This window comes from Pseudomonas fluorescens (assembly GCF_001902145.1).
Lineage (GTDB): Bacteria > Pseudomonadota > Gammaproteobacteria > Pseudomonadales > Pseudomonadaceae > Aquipseudomonas > Aquipseudomonas fluorescens_BV.
The window spans coordinates 164,968-191,626 of record NZ_MRST01000018.1 but is presented as its reverse complement, the minus strand read 5'-3'; the positions used below and the strand labels follow the sequence as shown (position 1 = coordinate 191,626).

At 61.2% G+C, this 26,659-nt stretch carries 18 protein-coding genes; 4 read left to right on the top strand and 14 right to left on the bottom strand.

Going from position 1 to position 26,659, the window contains the following annotated elements; genetic code table 11:
• Positions 1-217 precede the first annotated feature (217 nt).
• Positions 218-3,700 (top strand): hypothetical protein, encoded by a 3,483-nt coding sequence (locus tag BUE92_RS05865; protein ID WP_073522481.1) that lies wholly within the window; start codon positions 218-220, stop codon positions 3,698-3,700.
• Positions 3,701-3,839: 139 nt separating this feature from the next.
• Here BUE92_RS05865 and BUE92_RS05860 read toward each other — a convergent pair whose 3' ends face one another.
• The 8 genes from BUE92_RS05860 to BUE92_RS05820 form a co-directional block, all read right to left on the bottom strand.
• Positions 3,840-5,255, bottom strand: a complete 1,416-nt coding sequence (locus BUE92_RS05860; RefSeq protein ID WP_073522480.1) for an efflux transporter outer membrane subunit — start codon at positions 5,253-5,255, stop codon at positions 3,840-3,842.
• A complete protein-coding gene (locus BUE92_RS05855) occupies positions 5,252-8,431 on the bottom strand; it encodes an efflux RND transporter permease subunit (protein ID WP_073522479.1) in 3,180 nt (1,059 codons plus the stop codon). Before BUE92_RS05855 ends, BUE92_RS05860 begins: the two co-directional genes overlap by 4 nt.
• A gap of 15 nt (positions 8,432-8,446) precedes the next feature.
• Complete coding sequence (gene mexE / locus BUE92_RS05850) at positions 8,447-9,688, bottom strand: multidrug efflux RND transporter periplasmic adaptor subunit MexE (protein ID WP_073522533.1); 1,242 nt, start codon at positions 9,686-9,688, stop codon at positions 8,447-8,449.
• A 743-nt stretch (positions 9,689-10,431) separates the two neighbouring features.
• Positions 10,432-11,328 carry a LysR substrate-binding domain-containing protein gene (locus BUE92_RS05840; RefSeq protein ID WP_073522476.1) on the bottom strand — a complete coding sequence of 299 codons (897 nt, stop codon included), beginning with the start codon at positions 11,326-11,328 and terminating at the stop codon, positions 10,432-10,434.
• A gap of 84 nt (positions 11,329-11,412) precedes the next feature.
• The gene (locus tag BUE92_RS05835; RefSeq protein WP_073522473.1) at positions 11,413-12,756 is read right to left on the bottom strand and encodes a TolC family outer membrane protein; all 1,344 of its coding nucleotides are present in this window, start codon (positions 12,754-12,756) and stop codon (positions 11,413-11,415) included.
• Positions 12,757-12,778: 22 nt separating this feature from the next.
• Positions 12,779-14,296 (bottom strand): DHA2 family efflux MFS transporter permease subunit, encoded by a 1,518-nt coding sequence (locus BUE92_RS05830; protein ID WP_073522472.1) that lies wholly within the window; start codon positions 14,294-14,296, stop codon positions 12,779-12,781.
• Positions 14,293-15,360 carry an HlyD family secretion protein gene (locus tag BUE92_RS05825; RefSeq protein WP_073522471.1) on the bottom strand — a complete coding sequence of 356 codons (1,068 nt, stop codon included), beginning with the start codon at positions 15,358-15,360 and terminating at the stop codon, positions 14,293-14,295. Before BUE92_RS05825 ends, BUE92_RS05830 begins: the two co-directional genes overlap by 4 nt.
• Positions 15,361-15,559: 199 nt before the next feature.
• Complete coding sequence (locus BUE92_RS05820; RefSeq protein WP_073522470.1) at positions 15,560-16,318, bottom strand: AraC family transcriptional regulator; 759 nt, start codon at positions 16,316-16,318, stop codon at positions 15,560-15,562.
• A 154-nt stretch (positions 16,319-16,472) separates the two neighbouring features.
• Here BUE92_RS05820 and BUE92_RS05815 point away from each other — a divergent pair, with 154 nt between their 5' ends.
• The 3 genes from BUE92_RS05815 to BUE92_RS05805 all read left to right on the top strand — a co-directional run bounded on the left by BUE92_RS05815 (position 16,473) and on the right by BUE92_RS05805 (position 20,452).
• Positions 16,473-17,009 (top strand): sigma-70 family RNA polymerase sigma factor, encoded by a 537-nt coding sequence (locus BUE92_RS05815; RefSeq protein WP_073522469.1) that lies wholly within the window; start codon positions 16,473-16,475, stop codon positions 17,007-17,009.
• Positions 17,006-17,971, top strand: a complete 966-nt coding sequence (locus tag BUE92_RS05810) for a FecR domain-containing protein (RefSeq protein WP_081372171.1) — start codon at positions 17,006-17,008, stop codon at positions 17,969-17,971. The genes BUE92_RS05815 and BUE92_RS05810 overlap by 4 nt, the downstream gene beginning before the upstream one ends.
• 90 nt (positions 17,972-18,061) lie before the next feature.
• The gene (locus BUE92_RS05805; RefSeq protein WP_073522468.1) at positions 18,062-20,452 is read left to right on the top strand and encodes a TonB-dependent siderophore receptor; all 2,391 of its coding nucleotides are present in this window, start codon (positions 18,062-18,064) and stop codon (positions 20,450-20,452) included.
• A gap of 188 nt (positions 20,453-20,640) precedes the next feature.
• On the opposite strand, the gene BUE92_RS05800 is transcribed toward BUE92_RS05805, so the two are convergent.
• The 6 genes from BUE92_RS05800 to BUE92_RS05775 form a co-directional block, all read right to left on the bottom strand.
• Positions 20,641-21,303 carry an RraA family protein gene (locus tag BUE92_RS05800; RefSeq protein ID WP_073522467.1) on the bottom strand — a complete coding sequence of 221 codons (663 nt, stop codon included), beginning with the start codon at positions 21,301-21,303 and terminating at the stop codon, positions 20,641-20,643.
• A 67-nt stretch (positions 21,304-21,370) separates the two neighbouring features.
• A complete protein-coding gene (locus BUE92_RS05795) occupies positions 21,371-22,723 on the bottom strand; it encodes an MFS transporter (protein WP_256673938.1) in 1,353 nt (450 codons plus the stop codon).
• Between the two features lie 87 nt (positions 22,724-22,810).
• Positions 22,811-23,476 carry an RraA family protein gene (locus tag BUE92_RS05790; protein WP_073522466.1) on the bottom strand — a complete coding sequence of 222 codons (666 nt, stop codon included), beginning with the start codon at positions 23,474-23,476 and terminating at the stop codon, positions 22,811-22,813.
• A 123-nt stretch (positions 23,477-23,599) separates the two neighbouring features.
• The gene (locus BUE92_RS05785) at positions 23,600-24,496 is read right to left on the bottom strand and encodes a LysR family transcriptional regulator (RefSeq protein ID WP_073522465.1); all 897 of its coding nucleotides are present in this window, start codon (positions 24,494-24,496) and stop codon (positions 23,600-23,602) included.
• A 63-nt stretch (positions 24,497-24,559) separates the two neighbouring features.
• A complete protein-coding gene (locus BUE92_RS05780) occupies positions 24,560-25,774 on the bottom strand; it encodes a pyridoxal phosphate-dependent aminotransferase (RefSeq protein ID WP_073522463.1) in 1,215 nt (404 codons plus the stop codon).
• Between the two features lie 132 nt (positions 25,775-25,906).
• Complete coding sequence (locus BUE92_RS05775) at positions 25,907-26,575, bottom strand: RraA family protein (RefSeq protein ID WP_073522462.1); 669 nt, start codon at positions 26,573-26,575, stop codon at positions 25,907-25,909.
• Positions 26,576-26,659: the final 84 nt, after the last annotated feature.

The following is a 26,659-nucleotide window of genomic DNA, read 5'->3' as shown; positions in this document are numbered from 1 at the left end:
CATTTAGCGTAGCGAAAGGTCCTGCTTGCGCCTCGTCTTTTTCCTATGGAGCCAGCGCAGACCTTCTCTCAGTCTGGAAACCCTTATTGAACGCTGGGTCATGGACGTGTTATCAAAAGTTCCTGCAGCAATACCTCCTCCCTCTTTAGCGCGTTTCGGTCCCCCACCTTTTGTTACCCCTGAGGTCTCGTCATCGTGGGTTGCCGGGTCGGATCCCGTGCAAAACAGATTCACCCATCGCGAGGCGGACGCGATTGACCGGCAAGCCTGGTTGACCGTGTTGGAGCGCAGTGTGCTCGATAAGGCTGACTATGCCTTCGTCGACCTGGCGAACCTGCGGTTTAACCTGGCACCCCGCACTGGCGCCGTCGAAAAAGACACCACCGCGCTAGCGTTTCTGCAACGCGGTTTTCCAGGACTGAGTGGTGAAAACCTGCCGCGAACGGCCGCACAGGTGCGTAACCTGATCAATTGGCAACGTCTTGCGCTGCCATCGAGCCCCGCCTTGGGCAACTACACCTGGGCATCTGCGCAGGCACCGAAGCCAGGCCACCCAGGCCTGAGTCTTGACGAACGCCAACGCTTGGTCGAGGCGTTAAGAACGTATGTCGGCGACGGCATCCTCACCAGCATGAACGTGACCACGCAAAACATGGATGATCAGATCACTCGGCATCTGAGTAACCATGCACCGCTCAATCGCTATCGGCAGAACACATTGCTGGCTGCGATTGGGCGTGATCCTGCCGGGTTTTCAAATGACCAGCGCAACCAGCTGCTGCTGACTGCCCTGATGTTGAGCATTGACCCCGAGCTGGGGCAGCGTAGAAACCATATCGCAGGTTATGACCTGTACTCACTGGCTAACGCCGGGCGTACCCTGGCAGACGTCAAGGGTGACTTGAAGGCACATCTGGTTCGCAATAGGGGCGTGCGGCCCGAGGCGGTGGATGCCACTGTGCATATCATGCTGGCCAGTGTCGCTCCAGAGTTTGTGCTGCCAGACACGCCGGATACGTTGCGCATCGGCTCTCCTGCCTGGGTGGTACTCAGGAAAACTGTCGCATTGCTGGAGGAGTCAGCAGAGGGCTCCAGCCGCACCCTCACCTATGACCAGGTGCTGGAGCGTGCCATCCTCCAGGCCCAGACGCCGGAGCAAGCGGTGTTGTTTCATGCTATCGAAACAGAACCGCTGCTTGATTGGGCAACGATGCACGGGGTCATTGCTCGGCGATCTGACGATCAGTACACCCCCCAAGACCTGCAAGTCGCGGCGACAAAATACAACGATTATATCGAGAGCTCTCATCAGGCCCTTGTAACACTGAGCACCCCGATAAAAGACCGGCGAGCGCGGTCGCAGTCTGACCTCGAACGCGTGCTTCCCGGGCACGATCTGAACGAACCGAAGCATACCGTGAAGTACCGGTTGCCCTGGCTGCTGCCCAATATCAGCTTGGGGCCCGGGTTACCCCGGGTACAGCGCACTATCGGCTTCAAGGAAAGCCTGGTTGACCTGCACATGAGCGGCAATCTCAAGTACGGTGAATTTGGCTCGACCAGGCTTGAGGGCGTGACTGGCGCCACGCTGTTCAAAGATGAATATGATCCCAGGCTGGCTTCCCTGCGGGTGCACTTCACGAGGTTGAAACATGCCGGGCAGTCCCTTGCCCAGGCTGTCAAAGGTGATACCGAGCGTTTTCAAAAGGCCGTCTCCACGGGCCTGAAAGACATTCTCAGCAAAATGCCCTACGCGGACAGGCAGGCACTGGCCACTCAGGAGCTGACCTTTTATCAAGTCGAGACCGAGTCCATTAATGGCGCAGGCACTCGCATAACGGAAGCGGATGAGCAACTCCAAGCGGTGAGGGGGCGTTATGGCTTCCTGATCAGCGTCGGGCAGGGCAAAGATGCCAAGTGTTATGAGTTTTTCCCCATGAGCGGGACCTATGTCGAACGGCACGACTTCATGGCGATGCTGGCCAACGGCGAGGCAATGGTCCCGCGGTTGTGGGTGACCCGTATGAAGTCCCACGTGGACGGTCCACGGGCGGGGGCATCCGAGGTACAGATCAGGGCATTGCGCGAAACACTGCCGGCGGCGACATCTTCACAAACGCTAGCACCACTTGGTTTTTTTTCGGAGCGGGCCAATGCGATTGCTGACTACGTAGCACGACGCAATCTGGTGCTGGATCCCGAACAACTCCTCACTACCGCGATGGGGCAAACGGCCTCGGAGCGTTTCTATGATCGGGTCAAACGGGTCAGTAAAACCCTTATAAATACACTGATTCCCTTCAAGGCTTGCTACGACGACATTGTGTCCGGGCACGTCAAAAAAGACCTGGGGGCGTTGACAGGGTGCGCCACCGACGTTGCGGCAGCCATTGCTGTCGTCGCAGGCGCTGCAGCAGAGGGGGCGGCAGCGTTCAATCAGGCGCAAACCGGCTTTTCCAGATTGGCGGCGGCTACCCGGGCGGTGGGGACAATGACCAACAGTTTGCTCAATCCATTCGCCGGCCTCTCTGAACCTCTGCTCAAAGCCGCCAAGTGGGTAGGAAGCGGCCGCCTGTTTCGGCTTGGAAAGTCCCAAGGCGTGGTGCGCGACGCTTGGAAAGCGCAACTCGAAGAACAACGGGTCGGGCGCGTTCGGCAAATGCGCCGCGACTCGCTCAAAAGCACAGAAAGGCCGCAGGAAGAGCGCCCGGTGGCGACGCAACCGAACGAAGGCAAGGTCAAGCCTGGGCCGAGAGCCACACGCGCAGAGGTCAAGGAGCTCATCGAGCGTTCGCAGCCGCTGATGGTGTCCAAGGTGGACGATGCACTTAAAGCGATAGCAGACCCTGCGCTGACTGAAGACGTGGACTTTGTGCTCAAGAGCTTTCAGGGCATGTCACCTGTTCAGGCACGAAAACTGATGACCTCCCGCCTTTCACGGCTCAAGACCAACGCTCAAGCGCTGACTGCCAGAAACGTAAAGTTCATGCGCTCCCAGGACCATCGATGGGTTGCGCAGGTCATCCCTGAAGATTTCAAGGTCGATAAGACGGGGAAATTCATGGAGGTCAACATCGATGGTGCCAAGCGCTATTACCAGCATTTCGGCTCCCACGAAGGCGCTATGAGCAACGCATTGATTCATGAACTGGACCACCTGCCAGGCCCTGTGAGCCAAGGTACGCTTGATTTCGCCTACCTCACGCGGTTGAGAAAAAACGAAGAAAATGCGGCAGGCCTGCTGAACCTGGCCAAAGGGCATACCGACCCTGAAGTGTTGGTCCATCCAGGTGACGATGCGCCAGACCTGGTGAGCAAGACGGGCGTCAACATGTTTGGCTCGCGCGCCGGCAGTCTCAACGCGGAATCCACGATGACCAGTGTTGCCCTGCTGTCTCAGCTCAAGACGGACCCCAACTTGTTCAAGCAGAACCGCGCGATGATTGAAGCCGCGCAGGCGGCTTTTGGGGCATCACCGATCACCGATCAGGTACCCATAAAAATCGTCAGCAAACGCTCTGCGCGCGCCCCCGCGCCAGGGTTGATCTACGCGATGGAGCAGGGCTCCAGGAAGCTGATCGGAGTTTATCGATTAATGCAGCAGCCTCCCGGTACCGTGCTTCCCGAGCGAGCGCCCACGCATCAGGCGGCACGTGACCAGGCGTTCAAGGCCTATGTGCAAGAGCACTTGGTGTTATGAAAAAAGTTCTGTTTGAATGAACCACAAGGGCGGCACCATTGATTGATCCGCTAATGGCAGGGCAAAAAAAGCCCCGCGACCGAATGGACCGCAGGGCTAAAAATTGGCTGGATGCGACCAACCAAAGGAGCTCTTTACCTCACTTGCTGCTGGCAACCACCGTATCCGGCTGCCAGCCACCACCCAGCGCCTTGTAGATCGCCACTATCCCGCGATACAGGTCCACTTCGGCCTGCGCCTGGGAATCTTCGGCGGCCAGGCGTTCGCGCTGGGCGTCGAGCAGCACCAGGAAGTCCACGGTGCCTTCGCGGTAGCGGATCGCCGCGAGGTCGGCGGCGGCGCGGCTGGATTCGCTTTGGCGGATCAGCGAGACCAAACGTTGCTGGCGCTTGCCGTAGTCGCTGAAGGCATTCTCGGACTCTTCCAGGGCCAGCAGCACTTGCTGCTCGTAGGTTGCCAGGGCGCCGTCGGCCTCGGCATTCGCACCGCGCAACCGCGCACGCACGCTGCCCAGATCGAACGCGGCCCAGGTAATGCTCGGGCCCAGGGACCAGGCATTCGCTGCGGCCGAGCCGATCTGCGAGCCGCGCCCGGCGGTGAAGCCGAGGAAACCGCTGAGGCTCACCCGTGGGAACAGGTCGGCCTTGGCCACGCCGATACGTGCGGTGGCGGCGGCCAGTTTGCGTTCGGCGCTGAGGATGTCCGGGCGTCGTTGCAGCAGTTGGCCCGGGTCGCCAATCGGCAACGCCTTGGCGATTGCCGGCAGGTCTTTGGGGCTCAGGTCAACGCTCAGCTTGTCCGGGCGCTGGCCGAGGAGGGTGGCGATGCGGTTGCGCTCGCGCACTTGTTCGGCCTGCAGTTGCGGCACGCTGGCTTCCACCGCCGCCAGGCGCGCGTCGGCACGTTCCACGTCGAGCTGATCGCCCACGCCGGCATCGCGCAGGCTGACGGTGATGGTGCGAGATTCCTGCTGGTTCTTCAGGTTGTCGAGGGCGATGCGTTCACGCAGTTGCGCCCCGCGCAGTTGGCCGTAGGCATCTACCAACTCGGCAATCATGGTGACTTGCAGTTGGTACAGGTCGGCTTCGGCCACCTGTTGGTCGGCGTCGCTGGCTTCCAGGTTGCGGCGGATGCGCCCGAACAAATCCACTTCCCAGGCCATGTCCAGGCCCAGGTCGTAGCGCTCGCTGTTGACGCGTCTGGTGGTCTGGCCGGGAATCTGGCCCTTGCCCACATCGCTGCTGGCGCGGGAGGTGACCACCGGCATGATGTCGTTGGCCGCATCATCACGGATGGCCCGTGCCGCCCGCAGGCGGGCAAAGGCTACGCGCAGGTCACGGTTGCCGCTCAGGGACTGGGTGACCAGTTGGTTGAGGGTCGGATCCTCGAACTGCTGCCACCAGATACCTTCGTATTTGGCATGGTCGTAGCTCTTGGTGTCGGCGGCGGCCGTGATATTGGCCGCCTCCAGTTGCTGGGTCTTGTAGTCCGGGCCTACGGCGCAGGCGGCGAGCGCCAGCACCAACAGGCTCGGCAGGAATACTTTCACACTCATTGCTGTGTCTCCAGCTTCAAGGCCTTGGCCGCTTTGCGCGCTTCACTGCGCTCGACATAGCGACGGATCAGTACGTAGAACACTGGTGTCAGCAACAGACCGAAGAAGGTCACACCGATCATCCCGGAGAACACCGCCACGCCCATGGCATGGCGCATCTCGGCACCGGCACCGCTGGAGAGCACCAGTGGCACCACACCCATGATGAACGCGAAGGAGGTCATCAGGATCGGCCGCAGACGCAGGCGGCAGGCTTCCAGTACCGCGGCGAGCGGGTCGAGGCCTTCCTGCTGTTTATCCTTGGCGAACTCGACGATCAGAATCGCGTTCTTGCACGCCAGGCCCACCAGTACGATCAGGCCGATCTGGGTGAAGATGTTGTTGTCGCCGCCCGAGATGATCACCCCGGTAATGGCTGACAGCAGCGTCATCGGTACGATCAGGATTACCGCCAGTGGCAGGCTCCAGCTTTCGTATTGGGCGGCGAGTACCAGGAACGCCAGCAGCACGCAGAGCGGGAACACGAACAGCGCGGTATTGCCCGAGAGGATTTGCTGATACGTCAGGTCGGTCCACTCGTAGGTCATGCCGTTGGGCAGTTCATCCTTGAGCAGTTTTTCAATCGCGGCCTGGGCCTGGCCAGAGCTGTAGCCCGGTGCGGCGTTGCCGTTGATTTCTGCGGTGATGAAGCCGTTGTAGTGCATCACGCGATCCGGGCCCGAGGTGTCGCTGACCTTGATAAAGGTCGCCAGCGGGATCATCTCGCCTTTGTTGTTGCGTACTTTCAACTGGCCGATCTGGTCGGAGTCCTGGCGGAACTGTTGCTCGGCCTGCACGTTGACCTGGTAGGTACGCCCGAAGCGGTTGAAGTCGTTGGCATACAACGAGCCCAGGTAGACCTGCAGGGTGTCGAAGATGTCGCTGATCGCCACGCCGTGGGTCTTGGCTTTTTCGCGGTCGATGGCGGCGTCGACTTGCGGCACGTTCACGGTGTAGCTGGTGAACAGGCCGAACAGTTCAGGCACGCTGTGACTCTTGGCAATCACGTTCTGCACTTCTTTATACAGCTCGTCATAGCCGAGGTTGCCACGGTCTTCGATCTGCAGTCGGAAGCCGCCGATGGTGCCCAGGCCTTGTACCGGCGGCGGCGGGAAGATCGCCATGTAGGCTTCTTCGATATTGGCGTATTGGCCGTTCAGTGCACCGGCAATTGCCCCGGCGGACATGCTCGGGTCTTTACGCTCGTCAAAGGGCTTCAAGGTCACGAACACGATGCCGCTGTTCGGGCTGTTGGTGAACCCGTTGATCGACAGGCCCGGGAAGGCAATCGCAGCTTCCACGCCGGGTTGTTTCAGGGCGATCTCCGACATGCGCTTCATCACGTTTTCGGTGCGGTCCAGGCTCGCGGCGTCGGGCAGTTGAGCGAAGGCCACCAGGTATTGCTTGTCCTGGGCCGGTACGAAACCGGTCGGCGTGTGGGCAAAGCCGAAGAACGTCAGCACCATCAAGCCAGCGTATACGAACAAGGCGATACCGCTGCCGCGAATCACTCGGCGTACGGTGCCTACATAGCCATGGCTGGCTTTTTCGAAAAAGCGGTTGAAGGGACGGAACAGCCAGCCACCGAAGATCTTGTCGAGGAACTTCGAGAAACGGTCCTTCGGCGCGTCGTGACCGCGCAGCAACACAGCGGCCAGGGCAGGGGACAGGGTCAGGGAGTTGAACGCCGAGATCACGGTTGAAATCGCGATGGTCAAGGCGAACTGCTTATAGAACTGCCCGGTCAAGCCGCTGATGAAGGCGGCCGGAATGAACACCGCACACAGCACCAGCGCCGTGGCGATGATCGGGCCGGTCACCTCACTCATGGCTTTTTCGGTCGCCGGGAAGGGTTCCAGGCCCAGCTCGATATTACGCTCGACGTTCTCCACCACCACGATGGCGTCGTCCACGACGATACCGATGGCCAACACCAGGCCGAACAATGACAGGGCATTGAGTGAGAACCCGAACAGGTGCATCACCGCAAATGTACCGATCAACGATACCGGCACCGCCACCAAGGGGATGATCGAGGCGCGCCAGGTCTGCAGGAACAGGATCACCACCAGCACCACGAGGATCAGTGCTTCGAACAGCGTGTGCACCACCGCTTCGATGGAACCGCGTACAAAGATGGTCGGGTCATAGGCGATGCGGTAATCCATGCCCGCTGGGAAGCTCTTTTTCAGCTCGGCCATCTTGCTGCGCACATCGTTGGAGATGTCGATGGCATTGGAGCCGGGACGCTGGAAAATCGGAATCGCAACGGCAGGCTGGTTATCGATCAGCGAGCGCAGCGCGTATTGGCTGGAGCCCAGCTCGACCCGAGCGATGTCTTTGAGGCGCGTGATTTCACCGTTGGCACCGGCGCGAACCACAATGTTCTCGAACTCTTCCTCGGTGACCAGGCGGCCTTGGGTATTGACCGACAACTGGAAGCTGGTGTCACTCGGCGCAGGTTGGGCGCCCAGGGCACCGGCTGCCACCTGGCGGTTCTGCTCGCGGATCGCCGTGACCACATCGGTCGCCGTTAGGTTGCGCGAAGCGGTTTTGTTCGGGTCGAGCCAGACCCGCAACGAGTAGTCGCCCATGCCGAACAGCTGCACGTCACCAACGCCGCCAAGGCGGGCCAGCTCATCCTTGATATTGAGGATCGCGTAGTTGGACAGGTACAACATGTCGTAGCGCTGATCCGGGGAGGTCAAGTGCACCACCATGGTCAGGTCGGGGGAGGCCTTGTCCACGGTAATACCGATGCGCGTCACTTCCTCCGGCAGCTTGGGCTGGGTGCGTGTCACACGGTTTTGCACCTGCACCTGCGCGTTGTCCAGGTCGGTGCCCAGGGCGAAGGTGATGGTAAGGGTCAGCTTGCCGTCGGCGGTGGACTGCGAGGACATGTACAGCATGTTCTCGACACCGGTGATGGCTTGCTCCAGCGGCGCGGCCACGGTTTCACCGATGACTTTGGGGTTGGCGCCCGGGAAGTTGGCGCGCACTACCACGGTCGGCGGCACCACTTCCGGGTATTCGCTGATCGGCAGTTGGAACAGCGAGATTGCGCCGGCGATCAGGATCAACAGCGACAGCACCGCTGCGAAGATCGGCCGTGAAATGAAGAACTTGGAAAAATTCATCTTGAGTCGTATCCCTTAACCGCGTGGAGTCGCGACGCTTGCGAGCTTGGGCGCGGGTTTTTCCGGCGCCACTTGCTCCAGGTTGCTGGCTTCAAGCGCTTGTCGTTGTTGGGCCAAGGCGGCGAGGGTTTCCTTGCTGGCCATCGGGATGGTTTCCGGCGCGACCGGTGAGCCTGGGCGTGCTCGCTGCAGGCCCTTGACGATCACGGTGTCGTCCTTGGTCAGGCCGCTGCGCACGATACGCAAGCCTTCGATTTTGGGCCCCAGTTCCACCGCGCGATAAGCCGGCTTGTCGCCGTCCATCACCAGCACGAATTTCTTGCCCAGGTCGGTGCCGACGGCTTCGTCGTTGATCAACACGGCGGAATAGGTACCGCTGCCGACCAGCTTCAAGCGCGCATACAGGCCAGGGGTGTATTCGCCTTTGCTGTTGTCGAACACCGCACGGCCACGGATGGTGCCGGTGGCCGGGTTGACCTGGTTGTCGACGAAGTTCATCTGGCCCAGGTGCGGGTTGCCGGTTTCGTTGGACAGGCCCAGGTATACCGGGGTGGTTGCGCCACGGCGGCCTTCCCGGGCCAGAGCGGTGTACTTGAGGAATACACGCTCATCGGCGTCGAAGTAGGCGTAGACCTTGTCGGTGGAGACCACGCTGGTGAGCGCAGTGGTATCGGCGGTCACCAGGTTGCCGGCGGTGATTTCGGCACGGCTGACGCGGCCACTGATGGGCGACGTCACGCGGGTGAAACTCAGGTTCAGCCTGGCCAGGTCCAACTGCGCCTGGATCCCGGCCATGGCAGCACGGGCTTCCTGGGCGGCGGTGGTGCGCGAGTCGGCCAGTTCGGCGGATATCGCGTTGCTCTGGCGCAGACGCTCGCCACGTTGCGCTTCGTTTTCACTGCGGGTGGCAGCGGCTTTGGTCTGGGCAAGTTGGGCTTCGAGGCGACGCACTTCGGCCTGGAATGGGCGAGGGTCGATCTGGAACAGCAGGTCGCCTTTCTTCACCAGCGCGCCTTCGGTGAACGCCACCTGGTCAATCTGCCCGGACACCCGCGGACGAATCTGCACGGTTTCAGGCGCTTCAAGGCGCCCGGTGAACTCGTCCCACTCGTTGACCGGTTGTTCCAGCACCTTGGCCACGCTGACCTTGGCAGGAGGCATGGCGGCCGCTTGTTCCGGGGTCTTGCCGCACGCGCTCATCACCACCACGGCCAATATCGCCAAAGGGAAGCGCAAATGTTTGAGTGACTGTTCCATGAAGTGCATCCGCCAATGTATTTGAGATGGGCGGATCATGCGCGGGGAGGTGCTAGGTCACGAATCGAATGAAGCAAAGGTAACTATCATTCGGAATGATATAAGCGCGGAGTCAGCCCTCTAGCATGGGGGTTTTGTTAGGGAGCTATCAATGGGAGTGATGACAAAAGACTGTTGCTGAGGGTGCAAGGACCTCTAGCAGCATAGGTATCTACACAACTTTGGTATGACGCCGAACTTGTGGCGAGGGAGCTTGCTCCCGCGACGGCCCCGACGGCCAACGCTTATCTACCTGACACGCCACGATCAAACTGTGGGAGCTGGCTTGTCGGGTCGCCGCATCGCTGCGATGGCGGCCTGACAGCCGACACGGTTATACCGAGTACATATCCATTCCTGCGGTAACGGCCACTTAGGGTTCCGCCCTGACGGCGGCTCACTTTTGAACAGCGCAAAAGTAAGCAAAACGCTCTTGCCCCACCACTCGGCACCTCGCTTAGGCTCGGTGTGCCCGTAATCCGCCAGTGATTTGGGGGGCCGCCGCCACGCGCCATCCATGGCGCGGGGCGGCTAAACCGGCATCCCTGCCGGTTTACCCCCCAAATCCCTGTCGAATTCCGGCCAGCGTGGTTTAACGGGGCGCCTAAGATCAAGATCAAGAGCCGCTCGCTTCGCATCGTGGTTACCGTTGAACGCTACAGAGTTGTGTAGATACCTATGCTCTAACAGCACGGCGTGGGGAATCACGGCGCATCAAACGCATCGCCCAGAAAGTCGATCAAGGAGCGCACCGACGGCATGAGCCCGCGTCTGGAGGGGAACACGGCGGTGATCACGCCTTCAGTGGGTTGCCATTCGGGCAACAAGACGATCAGGCGTCCATCGGCCAGCTCATCTTGCACCACCATCCGCGGCAGGTTGGCGATGCCCACGCCCGCCAGTGCCGCGTTTTTCAGGGTGGACATGTCATCGCTGACCAGGCGTGGCGTGTGCGTGACCTGGGCCGTCGCGCCGTCCGGCCCGGTCAGATCCCACAGGTACTGAAGCAACGGGTTGCCCCAATGGATCGTCGCCAGCCCTGCAAGGTCGGCAGGTAGCAGGGGCAGGGGCGCGTCCTGCACAAAAGCCGCGCTTGCTACCAGCACCTGAGGACTTTTAGCCAGCACCTTCATGACCAGTTCACTGCTTTCCAGCGGCGGAAAACACAGGTTCAAGGCCATGTCATAGCCTTCGCTGATGATGTCGACCTTGCGGTTGAAGCTTTTCACATTCAGTTCGACGCTGGTGCATTGCGCCATGAATTGGGCGAGCATCGGCGCCACCCAGTAGTTGAGCAGTGCGGTGGTGCAGCTCAAGCGGATCACGCCGCGCGGCTCTGATTTGTTGAAGGCAATCACATCTTCGGCCGACTCGGCTTCGGCAATCATCGCCACGCAATGTCGGTAATAGGCCTGGCCGATATCGGTGACCTGGAACTGGCGCGTCGAGCGCTGTATCAGCCGTGCCCCCAGCCTGGCTTCAAGCTGGCTGACTCTGCGGCTCAAGGTCGATTTTGGCAGGTTCAGCGCGCGACCCGCCGCCGCAAAGCCGCCGTGCTCGACCACCTTGGCGTACAGGAAGAGTTCGTTGAGGTCGAACATGGGCAGTGTTCCATTTTTGAGATGCCCAAGCTTAATCCAACTTAGCCCCTCTGTTGGGTGAATGTCAGCGCTTTGATCCGCGCCTCAGTTCAGTGCACGGCTGACATCACGCAGGCGCGCGTCGCTCAGGTTGCCGGTCGATGCCAGCAGGTTCAACTGCGCCATCAGGATCGCATAGCGCTGTTGGGCCAGGCGTTGCTGGGTATCAGTGACTTTCTGTTGGGCGTCCAGTACATCAGTGTTGATACGCGAGCCGGCTTCGAAGCCGTGGGTCACGGCGGCAAGGTTGATCTGGCTGGAGTTCAAGGCCTGCTTGAGGGCCTGGTATTGGCTCATGCCGTTGGTGACTTGCAGGTAGGCCTGACGTGCCTTCAGCCCGGCGGTGCGGCGTGCATCCTCGACTTCGTCCGCCGCCTTGCTTTGCAGTGCATGGGCTTGGCGCACGCGACTGCTGGTGCGGCCACCGCTGTAGAGTGGAACGCTCAGTTTGACTCCGACCACGGTCTGGTTATAGCGATTTTCCGGCAACGTCACGTCGTAGACATCACCGCCGACAGAGGCGAAGCGGCCATGGGCGGCGATCAGATCAAGGGTCGGCAAATGCCCGGCCCGTTCCTTGTCGATGTCCATTTCGGCCAGGCGCTGGGCAATCTGCGCCGCCTGCACGGCGAGGTTGCCTTGTTGCGCGGTCGTGGCCCATTCATCGATGGCCGCAGGTACCGGGGCACTGAACTGCGGCTCTTTGCCGGACCACGAGCCCGCCTGTGCGGCCGTCAATTGGGTGAGTGTTTCGTTGGCAATGTCCAGTGCACCACGGGCGGCCACCTGTTCGGCGAATGCCTGGTCGTACTTGGCCTGTACCTGGGCGAGCGCGTTAGCGGTGGTGGCGCCGTCGGCCAGCAGTCGCTGGCTGCGTGCCTGGCTCTCGCGCAGGGTTTGCAGCTGTTGCGTGCGGGTGTTCAACAGTTCCTGGTTGAGCAGCACGTCGAAATAAGCACGGGCGACGCGCAGCATCAGCGTTTGGCGGGCTTGCTCGGTGTGCAGTTCACTGGCGCTGATCAACAGTTTGCTTTGGTCGTGGGCGATCACATTCTGCCAACGCAGCAGCGGCTGTGTGAGGACCACGGCGTAGGCATTGGTGTTATTGCGATTGCGATGATAGTCCGAAGAGTCGTCGGCATCGACCCAGGCCGCGCCGCCGGTGACAGACAGGTCCGGCAACAGGTTGGCACGGCTTTGCGGTTCCTTTTCCGCCGTGGCTAATTGCTGGGCCTGTGCGGCGGCGAACTGCATGTCGTGGGTCAGCGCCTTCTGGTACAGGTGATACAAGTCATCTGCCGATACCTGGGTGGGCGCGCAGGCGAGTGCCAGCCAATACAGGGGCATGAGCAGGGTGGTGGTGTCTAGATGCGGGCCTGGAATACGCAAGGGGTGTGCTCCACTGAAATATTTATCGACTGACGTGGCTTCTGCGCATCATCAGCACCATGGGAATACCGATGGCCATTACCGCTCCCAAGGTGCCGAACAACATGCTGAACGCCAGCATTTGCCCTTGCTCGCGCGCTTGCAGATAAGGCATCAGGGCCAGGGCCTGCTGATGGCTTGCCAGGCCCAGGGAAAGAAACAGCGGGTCGGTTTCCACACCGCCCCAGCCGCTGGCGACCAGGCCCGATTCGGTGACATGTTCGCAAAGCAGGCGGTAGCGTTCCCAAGAGAACCGTGTGAGCAGGGTGGCTGCGATGGCGATGCCAACGCTGCCCCCCAACTGGCGCATCAGGTTGAGTACGCCCGAAGCACCGGAGATCAAGGTCAGCGGCAGGCGGCGCATTGCCAGGTTGGTCAGCGGCACGAAGATCATGCCCAGGCCCAGGCCGCGGATCACCAAGGGCCAGTACAGCGTGTCCGGGTTACTGTCGAGGGTGAACTGGGTGTGCAGGAACATCGCATAGCAGTACATGACGATGCCCAGGGTGACGAACACGCGCTCGTCGATCTTGTTTTCCTGGGACAGCTTGCCGATCACCAAGGTGCTGATGGCGCTGGCCACGGCCCCAGGGAATATCACCAGCCCGCTCTGGTAAGCGCTCTGCGCCAGCAAGGTCTGCAAGAACAGCGGCACCATGAACAAGGTGCTGTACAGCCCGAAGCCCACGCAAAACGCACAGATGCACCCCATCAGGAACTCGCGGTTCTGGAACAAAGCGACGTTGACGATCGGGTTGGCCACACGCCGCTCCCACCAGAAGAACCCCACCAGGCTGAAGCTGCTGAGCAACAGGCAGGCCACGGTCCAGTTGGACGCCATCCAGTCCCAGTGTTCACCGCGCTCCAGCAGGATCTGCAGGCTGCCCACGCCCAGGGCCAGCAAGCAGAAGCCGCTGTAGTCGACGCTGGAAGGCTTTTGTTCGTTGGGCGAGTCATTGATACACAGCCAACACAGCAACAAGGCCACGGCACCGATCGGCACGTTGATCAAGAAGATCCAATGCCACGACAACGTGTCGATCAGGTAGCCGCCGACCGTCGGGCCCAGGGTCGGCCCCATCATCACGCCCACGCCGTACAGCGCCATGCCGCTGCTGACTTTTTCCTTGGGGAACACGTCGTAGATGATTGCCTGGGAAATCCCCAGCAAACCGCCGCCCGCCAGACCTTGCAGCACCCGGAACGCGACCAGTTGCCAGAGCTCGGCAGACATCGCGCAACCCAACGAGGCCAGTACGAACAGCGCAGTAGAGACCAGGTAATAAGTCCGCCGGCCGAACCACGCCGACAGCCAGCCACTGACCGGCAGAATCACCACGTTGGCCACCACATAACCGGTGGAGACCCAGGAGATTTCATCGACCGACGCACCGTAGGTGCCCATCAGGCTGGGAATCGCTACGTTGACGATGGTGACATCGAGCAACTCCATCATCGAGACCAGCGTGACGGTAAACGCGATCAGGTAGGGCGACCTCATAGCGTCTGGCCGGCGTCGTCAGGTGCGGCCACTTCGACAAACGCACTCATGCCCGGCCTCAACAGCGACTTGTAGTCATCCGGCACATCGTTGAGCGCGATGCGCACCTGCACGCGCTGCACCACCTTGGTGAAGTTGCCCGTGGCATTCTCCTGGGGCAGCAATGAGAACTTCGCCCCGGTGGCCGGTGCCAGGCTTTCGACGACGCCGTCAAAGGCGTGCCCGGGGAAGGCATCCACGGTGACGCGGGCGTTCTGGCCGACACGCACGCGGCCCACCTGGGTCTCCTTGAAGTTGGCGGTAATCCACAGCGGCTCGGTGGCGATCAGGCTCATGAGCTTTTGGCCGGCGACCACAAACTGGCCGGGCTCCACCTCTTTTTTCGAGACAATGCTGCGCACCGGCGCGGTCTGGCGGGTGTCGTCGAGCTGGATCCTGGATTGTTCCAGCTCAGCTTGCGCAGCCGCGATCCGATAGTCCTGTACCTTGAGTTCGGCCTTGTTGGCCAAGGTGCTTTGGGCGGCGGCCTGGGCGTTGCTGCGTGCCGCCTCCTGGGCATGGCTGAGGGCGTCGAAACGCGCCTTGGCCACTTCCAGGTCCTGGGTGCTCAGCACGCCTTGGGCGCCGAGGCGACGGGCACGCTGATAGTCGTTGCGCGCTTGCTCAAGGTTGGCACTCGATTGCGCCAGGGCCGCTTTCGCAGCCTCGCGCATGGCCACCGCGCCGAGCACCTGGCTGTCCAGCGCCCCCGGAACGCCTGCGCGCCCGGCGGCGGCGAGCAGCGCATGCCACTGTGCTTCGCGCTGCTGCAACTGGTAGCGGTACTCGTTGTCGCGGATCTGAAACAGCAGGTCGCCGCTTTGTACCGTGACGTTGTCTACCACCGGCACACTGCTCACCACGCCCGAAAGCTTGGCCCGTACCGGGATGATCACTCCGTCGAGTTCGGCGTTGTCGGTACTTACGTAGGTGCTGGAATACTGCCAGCGCTGCCAGCCCAGTATCAGCAACCCGCCGACCACGACGCCGCACAGCGTCAGTTTTATCAACTTGCCTTTGGTCATGTGGTACTCCCTGTCGATGCGCGTTGAGGTCAAGCAGGCCCAGAAACGCTGTGAACCTCCCGCACAGGGCGACCCACCGTGGGCTGGGCACTTTCGACCAGCTTGCCGATTCGCAGACACGGGCGCCCGGGCGAACACTTTTCATTCACTTTCGGTGGCACTGAGGTGGTCTGCTGGAGAGGCTTGACGTTGTCGCGAATCAGATGCGATCGATATTGGCGTTTTGATATCGGCGCGTCTTGAACGAAACGCTTGCCTTGCGCAAAACCTCGGCCGCGGTGCGCGGCGTCATGCCAATCATGCGGCGCATCATGCGGGCCAGGTGCGCCTGGTCGGAGAAACCGCCGTCGGCGGCGGCGTCCGATAACGTCGCCCCCCCGGCGAGGGATTTGGAGGCCCGTTCCAATTTGTTCCAGATGATCCACTGTGAGAGGGAAACACCCATCTGGTGGGTGGCGACGCAGCGCAAGCGCGGGCTGGACAACCCCACCGCCTGGGCAGCGCGACTGACGCAACCTGGGCCGTCGCGGTCCAGGCGCAAAATATTCAAGGCTTTGTGAAGCCTATGGTCGATTGGCGGGGTAATGGCCAGCACACGTGAGAGGGCGTCGACAAAGTGCGACAGGGAGGTGCTGCGGCGAAAGCATTCCAGCAGTTCTTCACTGGCCAGGGCGATGCCATCGTCTTGCAGCAAGGCATTGAGCGCGCGGCCCAGTACCGTGTCGGGGCTGACATACAGGAATGCGACCGGATGACTCTCGGCCACGGCACGGTGTTCGACGTTGGGGCCGATGATCACACCGGCCGCACGGAGTACCCTTCCGGGCAGCTCCACGCTGGCAGGTTGGCCTACGCCGATGCACAGCTGGATGGCGACATGGGAGTGAGCAGTGTTTTGATCCGCGCGGCCAATGTAGCCGGCCCATGAATCGCCAAAGGTAACGCTGCCATCCCACATTTGAAGTCGTCCTTGACGTACTGGGTGATTGTTCGACGCGTGCAGGGTAGGCCTGTGCAGGTCCGGATTCAAGCCTGGCGCCATCCGGCTCCTGTTGTGGTGTGAATCTTTCCCTATTACTATTGGTAACAATTCCTATTCGTAAGCATTTTCGATGCCTTATCTACCTGAGCCCACTGTTGCGCCGTATAGCGTTGGCAGCTTGTATGTCGCCCATCACGGCTGGATACAGCGTTGGCTGGCGAGAAAACTCGGCAATGTCAGTGATGCCGCCGAACTGGCCCATGATGTGTTTGTGCGCTTGTTGGGCCACCCGCGTGAGTTTGACAGCGAGATGCATGCGCGCGCGTACCTGAGCACGCTTTCTCGCAACGTGTGTGTGGACTTCTTTCGGCGCAAGCAGGTGGAGCAAGCCTGGCTTGAGGTATTGGCGAGTCGGCCTGAGGCGTGCGCACCGTCTGAAGAACACCGCGCCTTGGTGCTTGAAGCGCTCGTGCACTTGCAGGCAATGCTAGATGGCCTGCCGATCAAGGTGTCAGAGGCGTTTTGTCTGGCCCAGATCGAAGGTTTGAGCTATCGCGAGATTGCGCTGCGCATTGGCGTGAGCGAGCGCACCGTCACCAAATACATCCAACAGGCGATGTTCAAGTGCCTGGTACTGGAAGCCGAGCTGGACGGAGTGCTGTCATGAGCACCCGCCCTGGCGGCCTGGACCATGCCACCTTGCAACAAGCCGCCGACTGGTTCGCCCGCCTGAGCGCCGAGCCCAATGCCTTGCCGCTGCAGGAGGCCTGGCGTCAATGGCATGCCCACAGTGAACTCAATCGCCTGGCCTGGAGCTATGTCGCACGGGTGGGGCAGCGCTTTGCACCGTTGCAGGACGATGTTGCGGGCGCCAACCAAACGCTGGAGACCCTGCGCCATTCCCAGCGCTCGCGCCGCCAGGCCTTGCGCGGCTTGTCGGTGCTGATGGGGGGCGCACTCCTGGGCTGGGGCAGTTGGCAACAGCGTTGGTTGCCAGAGCGCTGGACCACCGATTTTTACACCGGTACCACGCCACTGGGTGAGCAGCGTTTGGCCGATGGCACGCGCCTTTGGCTCAACAGCGGCACGGCGCTGGATGTGAATTTCAGCGTCGATCAACGCGAGTTGAAACTTTACAGCGGCGAAATCCTGATCAGTACCGGCAACGACCGGCGGCCTTTCGTGGTCGACACCCCGCAAGGACGTCTACGCCCCATCGGCACGCGCTTCAGCGTACGAGAGCAGGGTGGTCGCACGTTACTCAACGTGTACGAAGGCAGCGTGCAGGCGAGCTGTGGCGACACCCATGAAGCCCGCATCGTGCCAGCAGGGCAGGGGCTTACCTTCGACCGCCAGAGCCTGTCCTCTACGCAACGCGCCCAGCCTGGGCGCGAAGCCTGGATGAAAGGGGTGTTGATGGCGGACGATATGCGCTTGGCAGATTTTATCGATGAGTTGGCCAGCTATCGCCATGGCCATCTGGGGATCGACCCGCAGGTTGCCAATCTGCGGGTGATGGGTATCTTCCCGTTGGCGGATACCGACCAGGTACTGGCCATGCTCGAGCGCGTGCTGCCCGTGCGCATCGAGCGGCGATTTGCCTGGTGGGTCACGGTGGTTGCGCGCTGATATTTTTTCACTCCCGTGCTTCCGGTTTTGCATGTTCATTCGAATTAGAGAAGGACAACGGCTTAATGCCTCCTTCGACCGGAACTGTTTATGCCTTCATGCCTGCGTAACTCACCACACTCCTTGGCGTTGACCATCACCCTGGCCCTGGCCCTACCGGCTAGCCTGAGCGTAGCGTCGTTCGCGACAGCCGCTGCACAGACGAGCGAGCAGCGCTTCGACCTGCCCGCCGGCGCCCTGGCCGACCAACTCAACCAGCTTTCGGTCCAAGCCGGGATCTACCTGGCGGGCAATGCCGCACTGATCGCCGGCAAGACAGGCCCGGCGCTGCACGGTAGCTATACCGTGGACCAGGCACTGCAGACCTTGTTGGCCGGCAGTGAGTTGACGGTGGTGCAGACCGGCGAGCGGAGCTATCAGTTGCAGCCAGGCGCGGCAAGCGCACTGGAGTTGGGCGCGATATCGATTTCCGGCAAGGCGCCGGGCTCGCAGACCGAAGGTACCGGGCTGTACACCACTTACTCGTCCAGCAGCTCGACGCGTCTGAACCTGACGCCGCGGGAAACGCCGCAGTCGGTCACCGTATTGACCCGTCAGCGTCTGGATGACCAGAAGCTGACCAACCTGACCGACGTGCTCGACGCCACCGCCGGTATCACCGTGACCCGCAACGGCATGGGCACCGAGAACGACACTTACTGGTCGCGCGGCTCGCAGATCCAGAACTTCGAAGTCGACGGCGTACCCACCTCGACGCGTCTGGACAACTATACCCAAAGCACCGCGATGTACGACCGCGTGGAAGTCGTGCGGGGTGCCACCGGCCTGATCAGCGGCCTGGGCAATCCATCGGCGACCATCAACCTGATCCGCAAGCGTCCGACCGCCCAAGCCCAGGCCAGCGTGACTGGCGAGGCCGGCAACTGGAATCGCTACGGCACCGGCATGGACGTTTCCGGCCCGCTGACCGAATCCGGCAACGTGCGTGGCCGGTTGGTCGTCGATTACAAGACCCAAGGTTCGTGGGTTGATCGCTTCAAGCAGGACTCGCAACTGGTCTACGGCATCACAGAATTCGACCTCAGCGAGGCCACCCTGCTGACCGTCGGTTTCAGCTATCAGAAAACCCAGGTCGACTCGCCCATGCGGGGCGGCTATCCGTCGTACTTCAGCAACGGCGAAAAATCCCACGTACGTCGCTCGCTCAACACCTCGCCGGACTGGTCTTATAACGACCACGATCAAACCAACTTCTTCACCTCCGTCGAACATCAGTTCGATAACGGCTGGAGCGGCAAGATCGAATACGGCCACACCGAGAACAAGTTCGACCAACTCTATGCCGTGGCCACCGGCACCCTCGACCAGGCCACCGGTTCCGGCACCGGCCTGCTGCCCGTACGCTGGTCCGGCACGCCGCGCCAGGACAACATCGACGCCTACCTCACCGGTCCGTTTTCGTTGTTCGGTCGCGAGCATGAGTTGATCCTCGGTGTGACCGCGACCCACTACAAAGAGTCCACGCCGAGCTACGGCGACTGGCTGCGCGACTACAGCTTCAACGTTCCGGACATCAACCACTGGGACGGCAACTCGCCGAAACCGGCCACGCCGGTCGTGAGCAAGGGCCGCATGGAAGAGAAGCAGCTGGGCACTTACCTGACCTCGCGCTTTCACGTCACCGATGACCTGACCTTCACCCTCGGCGGTCGCCTGACCGACTGGAAGCGTGACACCGACACCAAACCCTACGGCGGTGAAGCGAGCACTGTGAAGGAACGGGAAACCGGTATTTTCACGCCCTACGCCGGTGTGGTTTACGACCTGGATGACAACTGGTCGCTGTACGCCAGTTACACCAAGATCTTCAACCCGCAGGCGTCCTACGTTCGCGACATCAACAACAAGTCGCTCGCACCGACCGAAGGCAAAGGCTACGAGGTGGGGGTCAAAGGCACATTTTTCGACGAGAAACTCAACACCAGCCTGGCCCTGTTCAAGCTTGAGCAGGACAACCTCGCGGTATGGATGTCTGACACCCAAGCCTATCGCCTGGAGCAAAGCACCGAGACCAAGGGCGTCGAGCTGGAGCTGAACGGCGAACTGGCGCAAGGCTGGCAAGCGTCTGCGGGCTACGCCTACAGCGTCACCACCAACGCCGAAGACGCGCGCATTGTCACCAACGCGCCGCGCCACATGCTCAAGACCTTCACCTCGTATCGCCTGCCCGGCGTGCTGGACAAGATCACCGTCGGCGGTGGCGTGAACTGGCAGTCGAAGATAGGCGAAGACCTGCGCTACTACGAGCAGGGCAGCTACGCGGTCACCAACCTGATGGCCCGTTACGACATCACCAAAAACCTCAGCGCCTCGCTCAACGTCAACAACCTGTTCGATCGTGAATACTACTCGATGGTCTACTACGACGGCATGTATGGCGCCCCGCGCAACTTCATGACGTCGTTCCGGTACAACTTCTGAACCACTCGCTAAGCCCAATCACCTGTTTGGCAATGTAGCCAAACAGGTACGGCCTGCGGCAAGCATTGTCAGATGCCTCAGGCCATTTTCGACCAGGGGCCGCGCGTTTTTGGCACTAACATCATCACATTGCACTGTCGTGGGCAGGCTGTGAGGGCAAGAGAAACGGCTATCAGCGCACGGGACGATCAGGGTTTGCGTTGCAGGGTGTGGTAGCCCAACAGATCCCTGGCTTCCCTGAGGGAATTGCCCTCGGCGATCAGTTCACGAATACGGCTTTCCACCGTTTCAATCGAGCGGGCACATGCTGCCACCTCGCGGGCCCTGTCTCGAGGAACGATCACCACGCCATTGGCGTCGGCGACCACGATGTCCCTGGCGCAGACCCGGGCCTGGCCGATGGAGACCGGTTGATTGACCGAGGCGACTTCGACCCGGTCTTTGCCGGTGCGCATGAACCGGCCTTTGCTGAACAGCGGATACCCGTCGCCCAATGCCTTGCTGACGTCCCGGCACACGCCATCGATCACCGTCGCGGCGATGCGTTTGCTGCCGGCATATTGGGTCATGATGTCGCCCCAGACCGTGCAGTCGGTGCGCCCGTCATTGTCGATGACCACGACATCGCCTTCGGCAACATCATCAATGAAGTCACCGACCGTTCCCGGTGGGCAACTGGCACTGACGTAGCGCACGGTGAACGCCGGGCCGACCACCACCTGACGGTAGTTATCCAGCGGCATGACCCCCAGGCATTGCCCGGGCAGATCGAGTTTGTCCAGCGCGTCGGACACGCCAGGCGTATCCAGGCCTTCAAACAGGGCAACCAGTTCCTGGTCTTCGGGTGACATAGATATTCCTCTTGTTCTTCAGATCAGCGCAGCTCAAGGCGCTGCGCACGGGTGGTTTTTGGCAGAGTCAATCGGCACGGGCAGCGGGCCTTGGCTCGGCGATGGTCAGCAGGATGATGAAGCTGATGAACGAGCCGATCGCCAGCCAGGCGAACACGTAGTTCCAGCCATAGTTGTCCAGCAACAGGCCGGTAATGAACGGCGTCGCGGCCGCGCCCAGCTGCCCGATCATGTTCACCACGGCGTTGGAAATGGGGAACGTTTTCTTGGTGGTGAGGCCCATCGGGTAAACCATGTAGGAGGAAAACCCGAGGCTGAGGACCACCCCGGTCAGCATCAGCAGCAGCCCATAGGGCAGGGGCTCTGCGGGGGAGTTGATCAGCAGGTACATCATCACCGAGGTACCCAGGGCCGACAGGAGCATGCCGGGTTTGCGCCGACCGCCCATCAACCGGTCCGAGCAGAGGCCGCCGAGCAGGTTGCCCAGCACGGCGCCCACCCACGGCGCGGCAGACACCAGCCCCATGTTCATGATCGAGAACTGTTTGACGGTCATCAGGTAGGTCGGAATCCAGGCCAGCAGCACGCTCGAGACACCGAGCTGGAAGCAATAGCTGGTGGCGCAGCCCCAGATATTCCACGACTTGAACACTTGCCGGTTGGTTTCAAGGGCAACCACTTCACGGGAGCGAATGAACCGATCGAGTTTCTTGACCCACGCCGGCGGTTCCGCTGGTCGTACAGCCTCGGCGGCCTCGGCGGCCTGGGCGACGGGTTGGTCGTCGGCGATGTAGTTGAGTTCGGCTTCGTTGACGAAGCGACTGCGCGACGGATGGTCCGCCACCATGAAGTACCAGACCACGGCGAGGACGATGCCCGGTATGGCGAAGAAGTAGAAAATCTCTCGCCAGCCCCAGACCGAAATGATCACCGCGCAGAGTGGCGGCACGATCACCGGGCCGAATTTGACGGCAGACAGGAAGATGCCCGACGCCGTGCCTTTTTCCCGTGGTGGGAACCAGTTGTTGATGGTGGTCGTCATGCTGATCGGCAACGGACCTTCGGCCAGGCCGAGGCCCAGGCGATACAGTTTCAACGCCAGCAACGAGCCGGCGGTGCCGACCAGTCCGGTCATCGCGGAGGTCAGGATCATCGCCCCCGGAAGAATCTTGCTGACGCCAAACCGTCCAAAGGCAAAACCGGAGGGAATCTGCGCCATGGCATAAGCCAGCAGGAACAGGCTCATCAAGCCACCCGCTTCGGCGTTGCTCATCTCGAATTCTTTACGGATGAAAGGCAGCGCCACGCCAAGGTTGGCGCGATCGGCGGCGGCAATGGTGTAGATCAGGAAAATCAGCGTGGCAACGACCCAGCGGTATCTGCTGCGCACCGCAGGCTTCAAGACTTCGGGCATGGACATGGAAGCGGACCTTGTTTTTATCGGTTGTCTGGTCAAGCGTTTCGTGGTGCGGATGGGGGCATTGCCAGCGCACCGGTAAACCGGGCGTCAGTTCGCCAGCCCGGCTTTTTCCAGCACCCTGTCCAACCAGGACTGATCGATCGCCCCGGTGGCGATTTCGGCTTTGACTTCCTGTTCATGGGCGTCGTGTTCGTGGGCCTTGCGCAGGAGCTCCTCGGCGACGTCTGGAGCGAACGCCACCAGGCCATCTTCGTCGCCGACCAGGATGTCGCCGGGGTTGACGATCATCCCGCCGATCGAGACCGGCACGTTGATCTCGCCGGGGCCGCTCTTGTAGGGGCCGCAATGCACCACGCTGCGCGCATAGCAGGGGGTGTCCTGGAAGCTGGCGACGTCGCGAATGGCGCCGTCGACGACGAAGCCGACACAGCCGCGTTGCTGCGCGTAGAGCTTGATCAGTTCGCCGATCACGGCGTTGGTGTCATCTCCCTGGGCGTCGATCACCAGCACATGGCCCGGTTCGATCAGGGTCAATGCCTTGTAGATGTACAGGTTGTCGCCAGGGCGGGTTTTTACCGTGAGCGCAGTGCCTACCAGCTTGCCGGTGAGGTTGTAGCGCGTCAGGCCCCGGGCCCCGATGTGGCGTCCCAGGTTGTCGCTGATATGGGGCGTGACCACGGACCGGAATGCATCCAGCAGCGAGCTCGGGGCTTGGGGTGGAGAAGGGTGGATGCGTGAACCGGGCAATGACATGGCGACCTCACTTACAAATAACCCTGGCGGGCGATAAGCGCATCTTAAGAAAGGTCGTTGACCAGGATTAGCGATATTTATCTATGCAATCCCATCACTTTTTTTCTTCTTTTGAGCGCGGGATCACCAGACCATCTTGCTGAAATCACACAGCTCGGCGGCCAGGCGCGCGACCTCGACGCTCAAGCCCTGAAGCCGATCGGCACGGTGTGCGGCGATGTAGTGGATCGGCGGCAACGCAGGTTCGGTTTCGATCACCTGCAACCGCCCCTGGTCGACCAGCGGCGAGAGGCATTGGCGCGGCAAATAGCTGATGCCCACGCCGGAGAGGGTCAGGCCCAGTTGGGCGATCAGGTAGTTGCTCTTGAGGGTACGGTTAAGGCGTACGTCGTTCTGGGCGAGCCAGCGATCGTAAATCAAGCCCGTCCCGGAACTGCCGCCCTGGGTGAGCACGGTGTACGACGACAGGGTCTGCATGTTCACGCTGGCGCCGCCCTGATACAGCGAGGGCGCGCACATCCAGGCGTTCTCCACCGAACTGAGTGCGGTGCTGACAAAACGTGCGTCGGCGAAAATGTCGGGCACGATGATCAGGTCGAGCTGATCGTTCTCCAGCTTGGCCACCAGTTCAGTGCTGAGCTCCACCGAAGGTTCCAGCACCACTTTCGGGTAGGCGCTGCGAATGGCTTCGATCAGCGCCGGCAACCAGGTGATGGCGGTCAGTTCGGTCACGCCGATACGAAAGCGCCTGACCAGCACTTCCTTGGCGCTGATGCGCTCAAGCAGATAGTCGCGCTGGCGCAGGATCTGCGACGCTTCCTCGAACAGCTCGGCGCCTTTCTCGGTGAGCCGGGCGCTGCGCCTGGAACGGTCGAAGATGGGCATGTCGAACACTTCCTCCAGTTCCTGGATACGCTTGGAGATGGCTGACTGGGACATGTTCAGCTTCATGGCCGCCGACTCGAAATTGCCCAGTTCGACGATCCAATAGATCGCTTCCAGTTGTTTGAAGGTAATCATGTGCAGTCAGAACCGTTGGAAGTGATTGGATGCCGATTCGCCGAGTCTGTTCGTCCGGCCCGGTCAGCGCAAGGCCTCACAAAAACGCCGGATTGCCTCGCAGGCCTGGCGCAAGGAAGCATCATCCAGGGCGTAGGCGATGCGAAGGTAAGGGCCGAGGCCGAACGCGCTGCCGTGGACCACCGCAACGTTCGCTTCGTCGAGCAAGGCGTGGGCGACGTCCTCATCGGTGAGCAACCGCCGTCCTGCAGGCGAGCTGCGCCCCATCAGGCCGGCGCAGGAGGCAAACGCGTAAAACGCGCCGCCGGGGCTGGCACATGCCAGACCCGGCGTGGCATTGAGCAACGCGACCATCATGTCGCGGCGCCCCTGGAACGCGGCGCGGCTTAGGTGAATGAAATCCTTCGGGCCGGTCAGCGCGGCCAGTGCTGCTTGTTGGGAGATGGAGCAGGCTCCTGAAGTTTGCTGGCCCTGGAGCTTCTCCATAGCGTCCAGCAGCCAGCGCGGCCCGGTGGCGAAACCGATGCGCCAGCCGGTCATGGCGTAGGCTTTGGAAACGCCGTTCATGGTCAGGGTGCGCGGGGCCAGTCGTGGTTCAACCTGGGCCAGGGTGTAGAACGCTTGATCGTCGAAGATCAGGTGCTCGTAGATGTCGTCGGCCAAAATCAACACGTGAGGGTGAGCCAGCAACACCTCAGCCAGGGCGTGTAGTTCTTCCTGGCTGTACACCGCGCCGGTCGGGTTGGCCGGCGAATTGAGGATCAACCAGCGGGTCTGCGGTGTGATCGCTGCGGCCAGAACCGAGGGCGTCAACTTGAAACCGGTGTCGGCCTCGCAGGTAACGATTCGGGCTTCACCACCACACAGTTCCACCATCTCCGGGTAGCTGACCCAGTACGGCGCCGGCACGATGACTTCGTCGCCCTCATTGAGGGTCGCGGCCAAGGCGTTGTAGATCACCTGCTTGCCACCGTTGCAGATGACGGTGTCTTGCCAGGCAACGTCCAGGCCGTTTTCACGGCGGAACTTGGCCGCCACCGCTTCTCGCAGTGAACGTGCACCGGCGACCTGGGTGTAGCGGGTGTGCCCGTGTTCAATGGCAATAATGGCCGCTTCGCGTACATGCTTGGGCGTATCGAAATCGGGCTCGCCGGCGCATAGCGAAATAATCTTCGCGCCTTGCGCCCGGCGCTCTGCTACCCGATCCATGATTCGGTAAGTCGCGGACGGCTGCGCACTGGCCAGACGCTGGTTCAGGCGCTGGATATCGGCGCTCATGCGCGGGTTCTCCACTCAGTTACCCGCGCATGAACATCCAGTGGGAGGGGGAGCGTGGTCATCAGACTTTCCTCTGCAGGTTGTGGTAACCCAGTGCGGCCCGGGCTTCTTTAAGGGTTTTGCCTTGGCTGATCAGGGCGCGAGCTCCACGTGGATCGCTTCGAATTGGGCGTCATGCATCACTTCGGCGACTGAGCGACCGCTGCGAACAGCCTCGACCATGCCGTCCTGGCGGTGGGCAATACGCTCGCCAAGGTCGAGCACTTTCTCGATATAGGCTGAGGGCACGAACACGGTGCCGCAGGTATCGGCGATGACATAGTCGTTCTCGCTGACGTCGACGCCTGCCACGTTGATGGTTACGGCGGCATCGATCTGCACCACCCGATTGCGGGCACTGATCATGGTCACGCCGCGGCCATAAACCGGGTAGTCAATCGACTCGCTGCCGTCGATGTCGCGGCTGAAACCGTCGATTACCGTGCCGCGTACTTTCTTGCTGGCTGCTGCATTGGCGAGGATGTCGCCCCAGCAGGAGATGCCTTCAATTCCACCGGCGATCACCAGCACACGATCATCGCTGTCGATCTGTTCCACCACGGGGGTAATCAGGTGCACAGTGGGGACGTTGTCGGATTTAGGAGCCAGCAGTACGGTGCTGGCGCGGCCGACAATCTTTGGGCAGTTCCACAACGGGCGCAACCCAACGGTGGCACCCGGCAAGCCGAGGAAGTCGAGCGCATCGGAGACCGTGTTGGTATCCAGCGCCGCCAAGCGATCCAGCAAACTCTTATTGATCATGGGAAAGCCCAGGTGGTGACGAAGGCGCCCAGTGTCAGTGAGACGGTTTGATAGGTATATTACTAATCACAGATGCGTTAGATA

What these genes read in the sequence shown, in the direction of transcription:
- BUE92_RS05775 (WP_073522462.1), bottom strand. Translation starts at nt 26,575, where the DNA reads ATGATCAATAAGAGTTTGCTGGATCGCTTGGCGGCGCTGGATACCAAC.
- BUE92_RS05790 (WP_073522466.1), bottom strand. Translation starts at nt 23,476, where the DNA reads ATGTCATTGCCCGGTTCACGCATCCACCCTTCTCCACCCCAAGCCCCG.
- BUE92_RS05800 (WP_073522467.1), bottom strand. Translation starts at nt 21,303, where the DNA reads ATGTCACCCGAAGACCAGGAACTGGTTGCCCTGTTTGAAGGCCTGGAT.
- mexE (WP_073522533.1), bottom strand. Translation starts at nt 9,688, where the DNA reads ATGGAACAGTCACTCAAACATTTGCGCTTCCCTTTGGCGATATTGGCC.
- BUE92_RS05780 (WP_073522463.1), bottom strand. Translation starts at nt 25,774, where the DNA reads ATGAGCGCCGATATCCAGCGCCTGAACCAGCGTCTGGCCAGTGCGCAG.
- BUE92_RS05825 (WP_073522471.1), bottom strand. Translation starts at nt 15,360, where the DNA reads ATGACCAAAGGCAAGTTGATAAAACTGACGCTGTGCGGCGTCGTGGTC.
- BUE92_RS05795 (WP_256673938.1), bottom strand. Translation starts at nt 22,723, where the DNA reads ATGTCCATGCCCGAAGTCTTGAAGCCTGCGGTGCGCAGCAGATACCGC.
- BUE92_RS05805 (WP_073522468.1), top strand. Translation starts at nt 18,062, where the DNA reads ATGCCTTCATGCCTGCGTAACTCACCACACTCCTTGGCGTTGACCATC.
- BUE92_RS05840 (WP_073522476.1), bottom strand. Translation starts at nt 11,328, where the DNA reads ATGTTCGACCTCAACGAACTCTTCCTGTACGCCAAGGTGGTCGAGCAC.
- BUE92_RS05820 (WP_073522470.1), bottom strand. Translation starts at nt 16,318, where the DNA reads ATGTGGGATGGCAGCGTTACCTTTGGCGATTCATGGGCCGGCTACATT.
- BUE92_RS05785 (WP_073522465.1), bottom strand. Translation starts at nt 24,496, where the DNA reads ATGATTACCTTCAAACAACTGGAAGCGATCTATTGGATCGTCGAACTG.
- BUE92_RS05830 (WP_073522472.1), bottom strand. Translation starts at nt 14,296, where the DNA reads ATGAGGTCGCCCTACCTGATCGCGTTTACCGTCACGCTGGTCTCGATG.
- BUE92_RS05815 (WP_073522469.1), top strand. Translation starts at nt 16,473, where the DNA reads ATGCCTTATCTACCTGAGCCCACTGTTGCGCCGTATAGCGTTGGCAGC.
- BUE92_RS05860 (WP_073522480.1), bottom strand. Translation starts at nt 5,255, where the DNA reads ATGAGTGTGAAAGTATTCCTGCCGAGCCTGTTGGTGCTGGCGCTCGCC.
- BUE92_RS05810 (WP_081372171.1), top strand. Translation starts at nt 17,006, where the DNA reads ATGAGCACCCGCCCTGGCGGCCTGGACCATGCCACCTTGCAACAAGCC.
- BUE92_RS05855 (WP_073522479.1), bottom strand. Translation starts at nt 8,431, where the DNA reads ATGAATTTTTCCAAGTTCTTCATTTCACGGCCGATCTTCGCAGCGGTG.